The organism is Bifidobacterium sp. LH_389, assembly GCF_056357235.1.
In genome coordinates this window covers 106,649-122,543 of the sequence record NZ_JBKEVR010000005.1, presented here as the reverse complement: position 1 = coordinate 122,543, position 15,895 = coordinate 106,649, and the positions used below count along the sequence as shown (strand labels likewise).

Sequence of the window (15,895 nt, the reverse complement as noted above, 5' to 3'; positions counted from 1 at the left end):
GCCCGTTACGGGAGCGGCACCGGATCGCTGGCGAACCGCTCCCCGGCCGCATTGCCGCCCTCGATCGCAATGGACAGGCCGTCGGCGTCGTCCACGCGGTAGCTGTGCAGGCCGTTGACCTGCGCGTACGGGATGTGGTCGAGCTCGCGGCGCATGCCGTCCGGCCCCAACAGCGCCACCGTGTACCGGTCGGCGTCCGGGCGGACGCGGAAGCGGACGGAGAACGCGACCTGCCCGGGGAACGTGCCCCGGTCCACCTCGTACACGTTGAGACCGCCGATGCGACGGTCGGCGTGCGCGGACAGGTCGAAGCGGTGGCGCACGGTGAGACGCGCGGCAGGGGAGGGACGGTCCTCGCGCCACGCGACGATCTCGTAATCCGCGCATGCCGGCCAATCCGGCGACGGACGGTCGTAGTACCACGGGTTGAGCGTCACGGTCTCCATCGCCACCGCCCCGGACGGCTCCCGTCGCGTCACCGTGTAGTATTCGGCGTCCGGCGAGGCGAGCCACCGGAGTTTGACCGCCTGCGCGCCCGGCGTGTCCTCGACGAGCGCGGTGAGCCCCCGCACGCCGAGCCCGTCGCCGGATCCGCCGCCGAACCCGGAGTCCGGAAACGCGCGCATAAACTCGCCCGCCACGAACCGCGCGCTTTTGGCGGCGCCGAGCACGGTCAGATGCACGTTGTCGTCCACGCCGTCCGGATAGTTCGCATACTGCCCGGCGTCGAGCTTCATGTGCAGGGCCTGGGCGCGCAACGGTCCCAACCTTCTCTCCAGTGCCAGTCCGTACGCGCCCAGATCGGCTACGGCAATGCCGTGTGCGGCGGCGTAGTCGAGCATCAGCGTTCGGTAGACCCCGAAGCGCTGTTCCGGGGTGCCATCTGCGGCGAAATCGCAGGTGCAGCAGGGAGTCACCAGCATCGGCGTGACGCCCCGGTCCAGGGCACTCACCATGTAGCGGTCCACGAAATCCAGAAACCGTTGCGGGCCTTCGTAGCGCATCGGGCGCAGACGGGTGTCGTCGTTCGGCGCCATCTGGAACAGCAGGAAATCTCCGGGGCGCAGCTCGCGCAGCACCTCGTTGAGTCGGCCCTCGTCCATGTAGGATTTGGCCGATCGGGCGCCCAGGGCCCGATTGCGGATCTCCAGTTTGCCGTCCGCGCTGCGCATCACGCGCGATTGCAGGGCCGAACCCCCGGTGTCCCGCTCGATCACGGCCGAGCCTGCGGGCAGCAGTGTGCGGAACAGATGCTCGCCCCAGCCGGATTGCGGACGTTCATTGTCAAAGTACGTCTGGCAGATCGAGTCGGCGATGACGAAGATGCGAGTCGAGGGTGCCGGCAGATCGGTTCCCGGTGCGGGACGGACGGCGACGCTCCGCATGAGCAGGGATCGCGGTTCGCAGAGGCCGTGCCCGTCGTCTGCCTGCGGATCGGATTCCGGTGCAAAACCGAGCTCCAGCAGACGTTTGCTGAGCGTGGCCGTGAACGTCACCGTCGTCTGCGAGCCGGCCGGTACCACGAACGGATCGTAGTATGCCAGTTCGTTGATCAACGGTCGGGCGTATACCGGGGCGTCCCCTTCGTTGGCGAGCTCCAGTGTTACCTGCCAGTCGCGTGCGGGCATGGGGGCGATCAGCGTGGTGGTCGAATAGTACGTGAACGTGCCGATGCTGGCCGTATCCCCGTCCATTGCCTCGGTGTTCTCGCGCAGCGCGTGGAACGTGAAGCGCACGGGTGCGGCTGGCCGGTCGGGCGGGAACGGGAATGAGACCACGTCCGTTTCCGTGGCCTGGCGTTGACGGTACACCCCGTTCACCCAGCCTTGTGCCGGTTTGTCGTAGCGGCGTTCAATGATGCGTGCCGTGCCGCTTGGCGAAACGGACGAGGACTGTGCCGATCGTGCCGTTGCATCCGTACCGTCGCCTTGGAATACGTAGTCCATGGTAAATCCCCTTTGCTGCCATGCGAACGGCGGAAGGTCCTGCCGCGCCCGTGGTGCGCGTCGTGGCCTTCCGCCGTTCGTCATGGTGTTTGACCGCCGGTCAGCTGGCGGATTCGATCGCGCTGTTGGTGGTATTGATGAGGTCATTGGCGGCGTCCAGAGCGCTCATCTGCCCGAACGCTACGTTCTGCATGGCTCGAGAGATGTCCTTTTCCACGTTGCTGGCGCCGTTCGGCACGGTTTCCGTGGCCGGGCCGGAAACGCTCAGCAGCTTGCTCGTGAAGTCGAGCGTGGCTTTGGTGGCACCTGTGGCGCTGTCGGTCAGCGTCTTGCGGATCTTGTTGTTGGCGGGGTCTCCGCGCTCGTTGCCGAGTACCTTGCCTGCATCCTCGTTGTTGACCAGGAAATCGACGAGCATGGCGGCCTCTGCCGGATGCTCGGTCTTGGAGTAGATGCCCCAGCTGAGGGATGACCAGGTGGCCTCCCACTTGACGTTCTGGTTATCCGAGGGAATCTGCACGATGCTGATGTTGTCCGTGCCGAGCGCCGCTTGGTATGCGGTCACCTGATTGGAGGCGACGATCGCCATGGCCTGCTTGCCGGTCGCCATGGCGGACTGTTCGAAGGATGCCACCGCGTTTTCCGCCCACGCGTCAGCGCTGCCGGACACGCCCTCGTCCGCCCAGCGCTTGGCCAGTTCGAGGAAACCGGCCATCGTCTGCGGGCTGACGGCCATCCTGCCGTCCTTGAAGAACTCTTCGCCGTGCTGGCGGGCCCACAGCTCGGCGGTGAGCAGATACGGCGGGGCATAGGCGCCCACGGCCTCACCGTCGGACTTGCTCGTGATCTGTTTGGCTACGGATTCGAAGTCATCCCAGTTCCACGTGTCCGTGTCCGGCAGTTCTACGCCGTACTTGGCGAGGATGTCGTTGTTGACGAGTATGCCGTGTCCGGAAATGGAGATCGGTGCCGCGTACTGCGTGCCGTTGAACTGGCCTGCCTGACGCACCGACTCGTCCATGTCGTCGAGCTTCAGGTAGTCGGTGAGTTTGCCCATGTCGTACAGTGTGCCCTGTGAAGCGTAGGAGGCGATGTAGAAGTCGGACATCTGCAGCACGTCGGCCACCTCGCCGCCGGCTGCGGACGTGGCGAGTTTGTCCCAGTAGCCGTTCCAATCGGAGTACTCGGCCTCGACCGTGATGTTCGGATGCTCCTTCTCGAAAAGTTCGATCGCCTGTTCGGTGAGTTTGATGCGCTTGTCGCCTCCCCACCAGTTGAGGCGCAGCGTCACGTTGCCCTCCGAGGGCTTGACTTCCGCGGTGCTGCCGCCGCCCGAGCTTCCGCATCCGGCGAGGGCCATCGTCATCGCCGCAATCGCGGCGGGGATCGTCCGCCTCCAAGTGTTGCCTGTCATCTTCGTCTCCTTCGACCGTTCGGTGACCGTTTCGACCATCACCGCCATGTGATGATCATGCTCCCATTGTGATCGCGTTTCGTGCGCGGAAAGCGGTGTTTGGGGATGCGGATTGACTTGAGGCTAGCGTTTCTTGCAATCATTGCGATCATGTGATTGGATTGCCGGCATGAACGGTGTGAACGGCTTGAACGACGGTGCTCCGGCGGCTTCGCGGCCCGCGCGTGCCCTGCAGTCCGCGCGCGCCCCTCGCGCGGAAATCGACAACGCCATGTCCAACGACCGATTCGACATGTTCCACGTTGCGGATCCGGTTGACTCCGATGCAACCACGTTCCATTACCGGGACGGATACGAGGTGCACTGCACGCTCGAGGGCGGAGGGCTGTTCTTCCTCGACGGGCGCGAGTACGTGAGCGGGCCGGGGACCGTCATTCTGGTGCACTACGGGCATCTGTGCCGCATCATCCGGCAGGTTGCGCCGGTCTTCGAGCGCCTGTTCTTCTATGTGTCGCCCAGACTGCTGCGCGAGGCCTCCACGTCCCGCAGCGACCTTGAGGGCTGCTTCAAGGACGCCGGCAGCCCGGTCACGCGCGTGGTGGGCATGGACCCGGACGCGCTGCGCAGGTACGCAACGCTGCTGGATGAAGCCCGGCGCGAGGCCGACGCCGGCGCGTTCGGAGCGGACATCCTGCTCGAGCACCGCTTTCTGGATCTCATGGTGGACGTCAACCGGGCGGTGCAGTGCTCCGGGAACGTGCTCCTGCAGGCGCGCGGTGAGCTGTCCCCGCTGGTCGACGGCGTGACGCGATACATCAACGAGCACCTGACCGAAGACCTGACGCTCGATGCGCTCGCCGCCCGATTCTTCACCGACAAGTTCCATCTGTCTCGCGCGTTCAAACGTGAGATCGGCATCACCGTGCACGACTTCATCGTCAAGAAGCGCCTGTGGATGGCCAAGCGCCTGCTGCTGCGCGGCGCGAGTGCGCAGACGGCGTGCATGCAGAGCGGATTCAGGACGTACACGCATTTTCTGCGGAGCTTCAAGCAGGCCTACGGCATGACGCCCCGCGAGTTCATGGCCCGCTCGTCGTGAGCGGCGAGCGGTTGGCGGGGCAGCTGCGGCCGCTCTCTGCGTCCGAAACAGCTACCGCTTCCGGAACTGGGTGCTGTTTCGGACGCGAAAAAGCCCGTTCGCGATGAACGGGCTCGGTTTACGGCCGCACGTCTGGAATGGAACGGTCAGGCGGCGTCGATGCTGGCCTGCAGTTCGGCGATCATCTCCTTGGCGGCCTGCGCGGCGGTCTTGTCGCCGAAGGCTACGTTCTGCTCGTAGCGTTTGATCACGTTCATCACGTCGGATCCGCCGTTCGGGGTGATCTCGGGCGCGTCGCCGAGCTTGTCCTCGATCACGTCCTGGAACTCGAGGGCCTTCTTGTCCGTGCCCGTGGTGGACCCGGCCAGCGCCTCGCGGATCGTGTTGTTGCCCGGGATGCCGCGCTCGGTGCCGAGGATCTTGCCGGCCTCCACGTCGTTGATCAGGTAGTCGACGAGCATGGCCGCCTCGGCCGGGTGCTCGCTCTTGGAGGAGATGGCCCAGTACTGGCTGGGCTTGAGATACGCGGACTTCTTCGACTGGTCGGACGAGGGAATCGGCACGACGCTCATGTTGTCGGTGCCGGCGGACTTCGCGTTCGAGGTGATCATGGCCGCCTGCGCGAACACCATCGCCTGCTTGTTCTGCGCAAAATCACTCTGATCCTGTGTACCGGCCATCTGTTCGGCCCAGCGGTCGGCCGAGCCTGCAATGGGGGTGCTGTGCGTCCAGTCGTACGCCATCTGGAGGAACCCGGCCAGAGTGTCTTCGGAGATGGAGACCTTGCCGTCCTTGAACAGGTTCTCGCCGTGCTGGCGGGCCCACTGGGTCAGACCGCTGCTGTCGGTCATGGTGCCGATGCCCGTGACCTCGCCGCCGCTGCGCTCCACGATTTCCTCGCCTACCTTGACCAGATCGTCCCATGTCCACGTGTCGGTGTCCGGCAATGTGACGCCGAGCTTGCTAAGCACGTCGTTGTTGACGATGATCGCGTAGGCCGCTGAGGAGATCGGGGCCGCGTACTGCGTACCCTGGTATTCGCCGGTGCCCTTGAGCGAGGCGTCCATCTGGTTCAGATCCAGGTAGTCGGACACCTTGCCCAGGTCGTACAGCGAACCCTGCGACGCGTAGGATGCGAGGTACATCTCGTCCATCTGGATCACATCCGGCACCTCGCCGCCGGCGCTCTGCGTGGCGAGCTTATCCCAGTAGCCGGTCCAGTCGGAGTACTCCACGTTCACGGTGATGTTGGGGTGCTTGGCGTGGAACGCGTCGATGGCCTGCTGCGTGAGCTTGAGGCGCGCATCGGAACCCCACCAGCTGATGGTCAGAGTCACCGGACCGTCGGAGGCCTTCGCTGCGTCGTTCGACCCTCCGCCTGCGGCATCACCGCCACCGCCGCATCCCGCAAGCACCATCGCCATCACGCACGCGGTCGCCATACCGCCGATTGTCTTGTTGCTGAGAGACCTCATTGTTCTCACCTTTCCTTAGGGTTACTCCGCATCGGGGATTCCTTCGCCATAGAGGGAATGTGCGGTTGTGCTATCAACACTACGGTTCGGATTCGGGGCGGATACGGTAAATGTTGCGCTCCCGTATGCAAAAATTGCGGTGGCGGGGTGCATTGCCACGCCCGCCACGTTGTCTACGCCACGGTGCTCCGCCGCCGGAATTCGATGGGCGAGACACCGTTGTGGCGCTTGAATGCTGCGCAGAAGGTGCTGACGTCGGCGAAGCCGCATTTCTCGCACAGGCGCTTCAGGGGCGCGTCGGAGTTGATGAGCATGTATTTCGCGGCGTGCATGCGCGCGTTCACGATGTACGCGTGCGGCGTGTAGCCGGTTTCCCGCTTGAAGACGCGAATGAAGTGGTACTCGCTCATGAACGCCCGGGCGGCCAGCTCCCCGATGGGAAGCGGATCGGCGAGGTGGTTCGCGATGTAGGCGAGCACGTCCTCGATGGCGTGCGGCTGGCGTTGCGGAGACTGTCCGCCGTCGGACGCCGCCACGGCGAATTCGGTGAGTGCGTCCGTGATGAACTTGGCCATGCGCGGCTCGCTGATGCGTTGCGCGGCGCGGAAGGTGTCGAAGATGCCGGTCAGCCGGGCGACGGCGTAGCTTGGGTCCTTGAGTGAGAACACGTTGCCCATGCGTTCCGTGATGAGCTCGAAGTATGCGCGCGCGGTCGGGCCGTCGAAATGCAGCCACAGCACGTCGCTCGGCTCGCAGCTGGCATAGGAATGCCGCTGGTAGCAGTCGAGCAGTACGAAATCGCCCTTGCCGGCGTGCTGGGTGCCCCGGTGGGTGGTGACGTCGAATCCGCCGCGGCGTATGGCCATCACGAGGAAACTGTCGAACGAGCTGCGCTCCTGACGGTACCCGGCCTCGTAACGGAAGAATCCTACGCGCAGCGGGTACAGAAAGGTGCGCAGCGCCGTTTTGCTGGGCGTGTAGATGTAGAAATCCGATCCCTCGTTGGCGATTCCGTGTTCCGCTGGCTTCATGGCGTGGTCCTTGCATGCTGATGGATATGGCAATAATGCCACATTCCCTTCCGGATCAATATATGCGTGTAGAAGAGGATAGAAGCGCGAGTGATGACGGGAAAGAGCAATCTTTTCATATGACAGTGCAATTTTCACAGGCCGCGGGCCGTCGGTCATGCCGGCTCCATGCGTACAGTGGACTGCAGTGCATGTACTCGAGCGGAACCAAGGAGGGTTTGCGATGCTCATCGACTTGCAGGGCCAGTGGGAGGCGACGATCGACGACGGCATGCCCCGCCCGTTCGCCGTGCCGGGGACGTTGGACGAATCCGGGATCGGATACCCGGACACGGTGCGCGAAGCGAAGGTGAAGACCGCGGATGACGACGGCAGTGCGCTCGTGCAGCAGACCGGGAATACCGGAAACGCCGCAGTGCCCGCCGCATGGGCTACGCGATTCACCCGTCGCCGCACGGTCGAGGGGCCGGCGGTGTTCTCCCGGAACGTGAACGTTGCCGGGCTGATCGCCCCGGGCGACCGGGTCTTCCTCGATGTGGAACGCGCCCGGTGCCTGAGCCTGCGCGTGAACGGCGAGCCGGTCAACCCCGCCGGCGGCCGCCGCTGGGCAGGCACGCTGAGTACGCCGCACATTTTCGAGGTGACCGGGCTGCTGGGGCGCATCCCGGGGAGTGCCGACCGCATTGAACTCATCGGAGACAACTCATACCCGGGCATGCCGTACGCGGGCATCATTCGATCGTCGGCGGCCACCGACGAAACGCAGACCAACTGGAACGGTCTGCTCGGCTACGTACGGCTGCGCACCGAGCCGCCTGCGTTCGTGACGTCGGTCCGGGCCTATCCGCACGGCAATCTGTTGCGCGTTGATGTAGACGTGGACGTCAACGCCCTGACGCACGGGGAGTCCGCGCACGGTCGCATCCGCCTGACGTCCCCGGCGCTGGAACGACCGACGGAACGGGACGTGACGCTTGGACCGGGCATGCGCACGGTGACCTTCGACCGGTTGCCGCTGCGCGACGATGCGGCACGATGGGACGAAGGCGAGGGCAATCTCCACGAGCTGACCGCCGAACTGGCCGTTGGACTGGGACAGGGCGAAGTCGCACGGGAGCCGCGATCCGCGAGGACCGTCCGCTTCGGCATCCGTGACTTCGGCACCGACGTGAACGGCAGGCTCACGCTCAACGGCCGGGCGTTCCTGCTGCGCGGCGAGGCGAACTGCGCGGTCTTCCCCGAAACCGGCCATGCGCCGATGGACAGGCGCGCATGGACGCGCATCCTCGGCACGTATCGGTCGTATGGCGTCAATGTGATGCGCTTCCATTCGTGGTGCCCGCCGGAAGCCGCGTTCGAGGCCGCCGATGAGATGGGCATGATGATGCAGCCCGAGCTGTCGCACTGGGACTACAAGGAGGCCTTAGAAAGCGACGAATCGGCCGCGTACTATGCCGCCGAGCTGGAGGCGGTGATCCTCGCGCTCGCCAACCACCCCTCGTTCGTCATGCTCACGCTCGGCAACGAGCTGGCCTGCGGCGAAACCGGCCATGCCCGCATGAACGAGCTGCTCGGCCGGGCCCGGACGCTCGACGGCACCCGCCTGTATGCCAACGGGTCGAACGTGCATTACGGCCACCGCGGCTGCGACGCGGCGAGCGACTTCTACACGGCGGCCAAGTACCATGACGGCTGGCTGCGCGCCACGGGATCGCCGATGGTCGGCCCGCTCAACGAACGGTATGCCAATGCCGCCAACGATTACGCCGGGACGATGGCGGATCTGCGGAAGGACTGCGGACAGCCGGTGTTCGGCTTCGAGGTGGGGCAGTACGAGGTGCTGCCCGACTTCGGCGAGATCGATACGTTCCGGGGCGTGACCATGCCGGAGAACTATCGGCTCATCCGTGAGCGTGTGCGTGCCGCGGGAATCGGCGACGAACGGTGGCGGTGCTCGGTGGCGGCGACCGGCGAGCTGGCGCTGCTGTGCTACCGCGAGGAGGTGGAGGCGGTGATGCGCACGCCAGCCATGAGCGGGCTGTCGCTGCTGGGGTTGCAGGATTTTCCCGGGCAGGGCACCGCGCTGGTGGGAATGCTCAACGCGCATCTGGAACCGAAACCCTATGATTTCGCGCGTCCCGAGCGGTTCCGCGCGTTCTTCCGCGACCGTCTGCCGCTCGCGCTGCTGCCGTGCTACACGTACGAGTCCGGCGACGTGCTGACGGCTGCGGTGAAGGTGGCGAATTACGGGCGCACCCCGATCGATGGACCGGTGCGCGTGACGCTCGAGGGATCCGGCGTGCGCCTGACCGACATGTTGCCGCCCGTGCACTGTCCCTCTGGTGCGTTGACGGACGTGGGCGAGCTGCGGCTGCCGCTTGCCGGCGTGGCGGCGGATGCGCCCGTGCGCCTCGATCTGATGCTGAGCGTGGGGGATGCGTCCAACACGTACCCGATCTGGGTGTATCCGCGTGAGACGGCCGGTGCCGGAGTCGGGGACGTGTACGAGACCCGGCATTTTGACGCCGAAGCGCGTGCGGTGCTGCGATCCGGCGGTACGGTGTACCTTGCGCCGCCGTCCACCGCCGAAGCGCTGCCGCATTCCATCCAGTGCCAGTTCTCCACGGATTTCTGGTCCGTGGGCACGTTCCCTGCGCAGTCCGGTGCCATGGGCCAGCTCATTGATGCCGGACACCCGCTGTTCCGGCGTTTTCCCACGGAGTTCCACACGAACTGGCAGTGGTGGCCGATGGCCCGCCGTCGGGCGGTCGTGCTGCCCGGCGATCCGGAGGCGTTCGGCTCGATCATCACCGAGTTGGACAGCTACGCGTTCCTGAGACCCATGACCCAGCTCATGGAGTGCCGTTGCGGCGGCGGCCGCCTGATGTTCTCCTCGCTCGGTCTGCAGGATCTCGAAGCGTATCCCGAGGCCCGTGCGCTGCAGTCGGCGATCCGCGCCCACTTGTCGTCCTCGGCGTTCGTGCCGCGCGTCGAAGTGCTGCCGGACGTGATTGCCAATCTGGTCCATTGATGGCAATTTTTCACTATCGATGAGCAGAGAAACCGCTGTTTCCCCTTGTCTGTGGCGATAGGCTGAAGTCAACCGGCACATAACGTACGTTCCAATGAAGGAGCAGACCATGAGCGGCGTCACCATCAGGGACACCACGATCGTCATCCCCACCTACGAGATCGGCGCGGCGGGCAAGAACCCGCAGTTCATCGAGAAACGCGTGTACCAGGGCAGCTCCGGGCGCGTCTACCCATATCCGGTGGTCGAAACGATCAGCGACGGCAAGCACGACAAGGCGTACCGGGCCGTGATCCTTGAGAACGAATACCTCGAGGTGACCGTGCTGCCCGAGCTCGGCGGGCGCATCCAGTATGCCAGGGACAAAACCAACGGCTACGATTTCGTCTACCGCAACGACGTCATCAAGCCGGCGCTCGTGGGGCTCGCCGGCCCGTGGATCTCCGGCGGCATCGAGTTCAATTGGCCGCAGCACCACCGTCCGACCACCTATCTGCCGGTCGACTGCAAAATCGAGGCGCTTGCCGACGGCGGCAAGGCCGTGGCCCTGCATGACACCGACCAGATGTACGGCACCCAGGCGATCACCACGATCGCTCTGCACCCGGGCAAAGCGTTCATCGAAATCTCCGCGCAGCTGTACAACGGCACCGCGCTGCCGCAGACCTTCCTGTGGTGGGCGAACCCGGCCGTCCCGGTCAACGAGCACACCAAAACCGTCATGCCGCCGGACGTGACGGCCGTCATGGACCACGGCAAGCGCGACGTCTCCCGCTATCCGATCGCCACCGGCACCTACTACAAGCACGACTATGCCGAGGGCGTGGACATCGGCCGCTACAAGAACGTGCCGGTGCCGACCAGTTTCATGGCCGCGCACTCCGACTACGACTTCGTGGGCGGCTACGACTTCGGCGTGGGCGCGGGAATACTGCATGTGGCCGACCATCACGTCAGCCCGGGCAAGAAGCAGTGGACGTGGGGCAGCGGGGACTTCGGGCGTGCCTGGGACCGCAACCTCACCGACGCCAACGGTCCCTACGTGGAGCTCATGACCGGCGTGTTCACCGACAACCAGCCCGATTTCACCTGGCTCAAGCCGTACGAGGGCAAGACCTTCACCCAGTACTTCATGCCGTACAAGGGTGCGGGGCTGGTGAAGAACGCCACGGTCGACGCCGCGGTGAACCTCGAGATCGGTCCCGAAGACGCGTTCGGCGCCGCCGGCGAGACCGAGGGCGTCGAAGCGCAGGGATTGCGGGCCGGGCGCGGCCGCGTGACCGTATACGCCACGAGCGTGCATGAGCATGCGCGCGTGACCGTGGCCAACCGCACGACCGGCGAGACGCTGTACGCCCATGCCGGCGCGATCGGCCCGAACAGCGTCGTCAGGGCCGAATTCGAGACCGGGGGCGCTCCGGCCACCGAGATCACCGCCACCGTTGCCGACGCGGACGGCAGGATTCTCGTCGAGTACACGCCGCAACCCGCGAAGATCGAGAAACTGCCGGAGCCGGCCAAGGCCATCGACGACCCCGAGCGGATCGCCACCAACGAGGAGCTGCTGTTCGCCGGCCTGCACCTCGAGCAGTACCGCCACGCCACCTACATGCCGGACCCGTACTACCTCGAAGGCCTGAAACGAGACGCGGGCGACGCCCGGATCAACAATGCCTACGGCCGCCTGCTGATGCGCCGCGGCGACTTTGCGGGGGCCGAACGGCATTTCCGCGCGGCCATCCGGCGCCTGACCAAGCACAACACCCAGCCGTACGACGCCGAGCCGCACTACAACCTCGGCTTGGCGCTGCTGCATCAGGGCAGACTCGACGCCGCTTTCGACGCCTTCTTCAAGGCCACATGGGACGACGCCCAGAAGGAGCGCGCGTTCTTCCACATGGCCGCCATCGCCGCCCGCCGCAACGACTTCGCCAGCGCCCTCGAGTACGTGGACGCAGCCCTGACCCGCAACACAATGAATATCAAGGCCAGAGGCCTGAAAGCGTACGTACTGCGCAAGATGGGCCGCGACGGGGACGCTGCTGCAGTCCTTGACGAGAACCTTACGGTGGACGCGTTCGATTTCGTGTCCGGCAACGAGCGCGTGATCGCCGGCGCCGACTCCGCCGAGCTCGAGGGCCTGATGCGCGGTTTCCACGAGAACCATCTGCAGGCCGCCCGCGACTACGCGTTGTTCGGCGCATACGAGGAAGCCCTGGGCCTGCTCGCCAAAGCCGACCGGACCAAGCCGATGGTCCGGTACTACGAGGGCTATTATCTCGCCGAGCTGGGGCGCGACGCCGAGGCCGTTGCCGCCTTCGAGGCCGCCGAGGCCGCCCCGTCCGACTACTGCTTCCCGAACAAGCTTGAGGACATCGCCGTGCTGGAGCGTGCGATCGCGACCGTGAACGGCCCGAAGGCCCCGTACTACCTCGGGTGCCTGTATTACGACAAAACGCTGGCCGACCGTGCCATTGCCCTGTGGGAGCAATCCCGCGACCTCGACCCGTCCTTCCCGACCGTGCACCGCAATCTGGCGCTCGCCTACTACAACAAGCGCGGCGACGCCGAAGCCGCCGGGCGCGCGATCGAGGAGGCGTACCGTCTCGACGAGTCCGACGCCCGTGTGTTCCTGGAACTCGACCAGCTGCACCGCAAGGTCGGCTGGCCCTACGCCAGGCGTCTGGCCGAGTTCGAGCGGCACCTCGACGTGGTGGCCGAACGCGACGACCTGTTCATCGAATACCTCACCGTGCTCAACCAGACCGGCAGCCACGCGCGCGCCTACGAGCTCATGGGCACCCGCCGCTTCCACCCGTGGGAGGGCGGCGAAGGCAAGGTCACCGCGCAGTGGCGCATCGCGCTGACCCTGCTCGCCAAGGACGCCATGGCGGCCGGCGACTGGACGCGCGCCCGCGACCTGCTTGTCCGCGCGCTCACGTACCCGCACAACCTCGGCGAAGGCAAGCTCGAAGGCCAGAAGGACAACGACCTGCACTACTGGCTGGGCGTCATCGCGCGCCGCCTCGGTGACGAGAAGGCCGCCGAAGATGAATTCAGCCGGGCTGCGGTCGGCCCAGACGAGGTCAAGGGCGCGATGTACTACAACGACCAGCCAGCCGAGATGATCCTCTTTCAGGGACTCGCGCACGCGGCGCTCGGGGAGCGGGGAGCCGCCAACGCCCGCTTCTACCGCCTGCTGGACTACGGCGAGCAGCATCTCGACGATCAGGTGAAGATAGACTACTTCGCCGTCTCACTGCCCGACTTTCTCATCTTCGAGAACGACTACACGACGATGAACCGCGTCCACTGCCTCTACCTCATGGGCCTTGCCAACATCGGCATCGGCGACCGTGCGGCGGCCATGCGGTTTCTCAACGAGGCACTCGCCCTCGACCCGAGCCACATGCAGGCGAACCTCTTCGCCGATGACCTTGCCCATCGCCACGCACTGTAAGGAGACTGACATGGAACGCCTCGTTGATCTGACCGGCTTCACCCGTCGCCCGATCCACCCCTTCAACATCGTCGACCGGACCTGCAACGTGAATCCGGCCGGCGAGGCGATCGACTTCACCAATGCCTCCATGACCGTGGACGGACGGCCGTTCCTCGGTGTGAGCGGCGAATTCCATTTCTCCCGCATGGACGCCTCGCGCTGGAATGACGAACTCGCCAAATGCGCTGCAGGCGGCGTGACCGTCATCTCCACGTACGTGTTCTGGAATCACCATGAGGAGGTTGAGGGACGGTGGGACTTCACCGGATCGCGCGATCTAAGACGATTCGTGGAACTGTGCGCACGGCACGGCATGTACGTGATCCTGCGCATGGGGCCGTTCGACCACGGCGAGGTGCGCAACGGCGGTCTGCCCGACTGGGTGTATGGCAAGGACTACGTTGTTCGCTCCCTCGACCCGGGCTGGCTTGCCGAGACGCGCGAACTGTACGGTCGCATCGCCGAACAGGTGGACGGACTCTTCTATGCACAGGGCGGGCCGATCATCGCCGCCCAACTGGACAACGAGTACATGCATTCATGCGCCCCGTGGGAGGCGACCACCGGCATCTCCGACGAATGGGTGAGCAGCGGCTCGGACGGCGTGGCCTACATGGAGGCGTTGCGGGACATCGCGCGCGAATCCGGCGTCCGCGTGCCGTTCTTCACCGCCACCGCGTGGGGAGGCGCGGCCGTGCCGGACGACGTGCTGCCGCTGTGGGGCGGCTACGCATACCGGCCGTGGCTGTTCTACGCGCACGGCGGCGAGCATCCGAAGACCGACGAATACCTGTACCGCGACTTCCGCTCCGACGACTGTCCGCGCAACGCCGAGTTCGACCCGTCCTACCCGCCGTCCGCCAAGCCCTACGCATGCTGCGAAATGGGCGGAGGCATGATGAACTCCTATAACTACCGGTTCATGTTGCCCATGAAGTCCGTGGACGCCATGGCCAACGTCAAGCTCGGCTCCGGCTGCAACTTCCTCGGCTACTACATGTACCACGGCGGCACCAATCCCACCGGCCGCGGCGTCTACCTCAACGAGGGGCAGGTGCCCAAGAAATCGTACGATTACCAGTGCGGACTGGGCGAATTCGGGCAGGTGCGCGAGTCCTACGGCCGCATGCGGGTGCTCCACCACTTCGTCAACGCCTTCGGGGACCGGCTTGTGCCCATGGATGTGGCACTGCCCGCGGATCAGGCGGCCATCACGCCGCAGGATCTGGATGCTCTGCGTTACTCGGTGCGTACCGACGGGCGATCGGGCTTCGTGTTCCTCGTTAATTTTCAAGACCATGCCGATTCGCCCGCCAAACACGGCGAGTCAATCCGCATCGTGCTGCCGGGCGGGGATGACTGTGCGGAGAGTGCGGTACGGTTCGGCGGCATTGGCTTGGCGCCGGGGGAGAACTGCGTGCTCCCGTTCAACATGGACCTCGACGGCGTGACGCTCGAGGCAGCGACCGTGCAGCCCGTCACCGCGATCCGTACACCTGGCGCCACCTGCCGCACCTTCGTGTTCATGCGCCCCGACGGCATGGACCGTGCGTGGATGCGGTTTGCGCCCGGAGGCTCGGTACGTGAGCTTGCGGTGGACGGCGAGGCGGACTTCCAGCGGTTTACGATTCACGGCGATGCTGCGGCATGCGTGGAGATCGTGGTCGTCAGCCGCGCCCTTGCCTGCCGTATGACGGTGTTTGACGGCGAAGCGCTGGCCTTCACGCCCGACGCAGCTGGTGCCCTGCCTGCCGGCGAAGCGGTCGGCCCGTCCGCTCTGGGCACGCTGCATGCGCTGTATCAACACGACGATGCGATGATCGTGGCACAGTCCTGCAATGGGCATCCCGTCGCCGCAGTGGAGACCTATCCGGTCGGCTATTTGGAACCTGCCGGGGGAACCGAAGCCCGGACCGATCACTCTTCGGCCGCGCCAGCCGTCACCGCGCTCGCCGCCGATCGCTTCGCCATCGATCTGCCCGATTGGGTGACGGATGCACTGCAGGGCGTCGCGGCCGATGTTCTCCTGCGTGTGCGTTACACGGGCAACATCGGCTGGCTGTTCGCCGGCGGCCGACTGCTCAGCGACAACTTCTGCAACGGCGACGTGTGGGAGATCGGATTGCGGGACTCCGCCGAAGCGATCCGGTCCGCCGGAGGGCGCCTTGTGCTCGTGATCACGCCGCTGAAGAAGGGTGTCAACGTGAACGTGGATTCGCCCATGGCCGCCCGTCTGGAGATTGCCGCCGAATGCATCGCTTCCCTCGATGGCGCCGAGCTGCGGCCTGTCTGCGAAACCGTGTTCGTCCGGGCTCACAGGACATCGTGAGCCCGGTGTGATACGATTCGTGGGCGGCGCGAGGCAGCCCGCCGGTCCGATCGCCGGTCCGATCGTCA

At 65.4% G+C, this 15,895-nt stretch carries 8 protein-coding genes; 4 read left to right on the top strand and 4 right to left on the bottom strand.

Going from position 1 to position 15,895, the window contains the following annotated elements; translation table 11 throughout:
- Positions 1 to 5 precede the first annotated feature (5 nt).
- Both AC1AZA_RS07065 and AC1AZA_RS07060 read right to left on the bottom strand, forming a co-directional pair.
- Positions 6 to 1,946, bottom strand: coding sequence for an SGNH/GDSL hydrolase family protein (locus AC1AZA_RS07065; RefSeq protein WP_476513956.1), 1,941 nt, complete (start codon positions 1,944 to 1,946; stop codon positions 6 to 8).
- A gap of 100 nt (positions 1,947 to 2,046) precedes the next feature.
- A complete protein-coding gene (locus AC1AZA_RS07060; RefSeq protein WP_476513955.1) occupies positions 2,047 to 3,360 on the bottom strand; it encodes an ABC transporter substrate-binding protein in 1,314 nt (437 codons plus the stop codon).
- Positions 3,361 to 3,529: 169 nt separating this feature from the next.
- On the opposite strand from AC1AZA_RS07060, the gene AC1AZA_RS07055 reads away from it, so the two are divergent.
- Positions 3,530 to 4,459 (top strand): helix-turn-helix domain-containing protein, encoded by a 930-nt coding sequence (locus AC1AZA_RS07055; protein WP_476513954.1) that lies wholly within the window; start codon positions 3,530 to 3,532, stop codon positions 4,457 to 4,459.
- Between the two features lie 146 nt (positions 4,460 to 4,605).
- On the opposite strand, the gene AC1AZA_RS07050 is transcribed toward AC1AZA_RS07055, so the two are convergent.
- The gene (locus AC1AZA_RS07050; protein WP_476513953.1) at positions 4,606 to 5,934 is read right to left on the bottom strand and encodes an ABC transporter substrate-binding protein; all 1,329 of its coding nucleotides are present in this window, start codon (positions 5,932 to 5,934) and stop codon (positions 4,606 to 4,608) included.
- A gap of 173 nt (positions 5,935 to 6,107) precedes the next feature.
- Positions 6,108 to 6,965, bottom strand: a complete 858-nt coding sequence (locus tag AC1AZA_RS07045; RefSeq protein ID WP_476513952.1) for an AraC family transcriptional regulator — start codon at positions 6,963 to 6,965, stop codon at positions 6,108 to 6,110.
- Between the two features lie 223 nt (positions 6,966 to 7,188).
- Between AC1AZA_RS07045 and AC1AZA_RS07040 the strand changes: the two genes are divergently transcribed.
- The 3 genes from AC1AZA_RS07040 to AC1AZA_RS07030 all read left to right on the top strand — a co-directional run bounded on the left by AC1AZA_RS07040 (position 7,189) and on the right by AC1AZA_RS07030 (position 15,827).
- On the top strand, positions 7,189 to 9,996 hold the full coding sequence (locus AC1AZA_RS07040) for a glycoside hydrolase family 2 protein (RefSeq protein ID WP_476513951.1): 2,808 nt from the start codon (positions 7,189 to 7,191) through the stop codon (positions 9,994 to 9,996).
- A gap of 109 nt (positions 9,997 to 10,105) precedes the next feature.
- Positions 10,106 to 13,456 (top strand): DUF5107 domain-containing protein, encoded by a 3,351-nt coding sequence (locus AC1AZA_RS07035; RefSeq protein ID WP_476513950.1) that lies wholly within the window; start codon positions 10,106 to 10,108, stop codon positions 13,454 to 13,456.
- A 10-nt stretch (positions 13,457 to 13,466) separates the two neighbouring features.
- On the top strand, positions 13,467 to 15,827 hold the full coding sequence (locus AC1AZA_RS07030) for a beta-galactosidase (protein WP_476513949.1): 2,361 nt from the start codon (positions 13,467 to 13,469) through the stop codon (positions 15,825 to 15,827).
- Positions 15,828 to 15,895 lie beyond the last annotated feature (68 nt).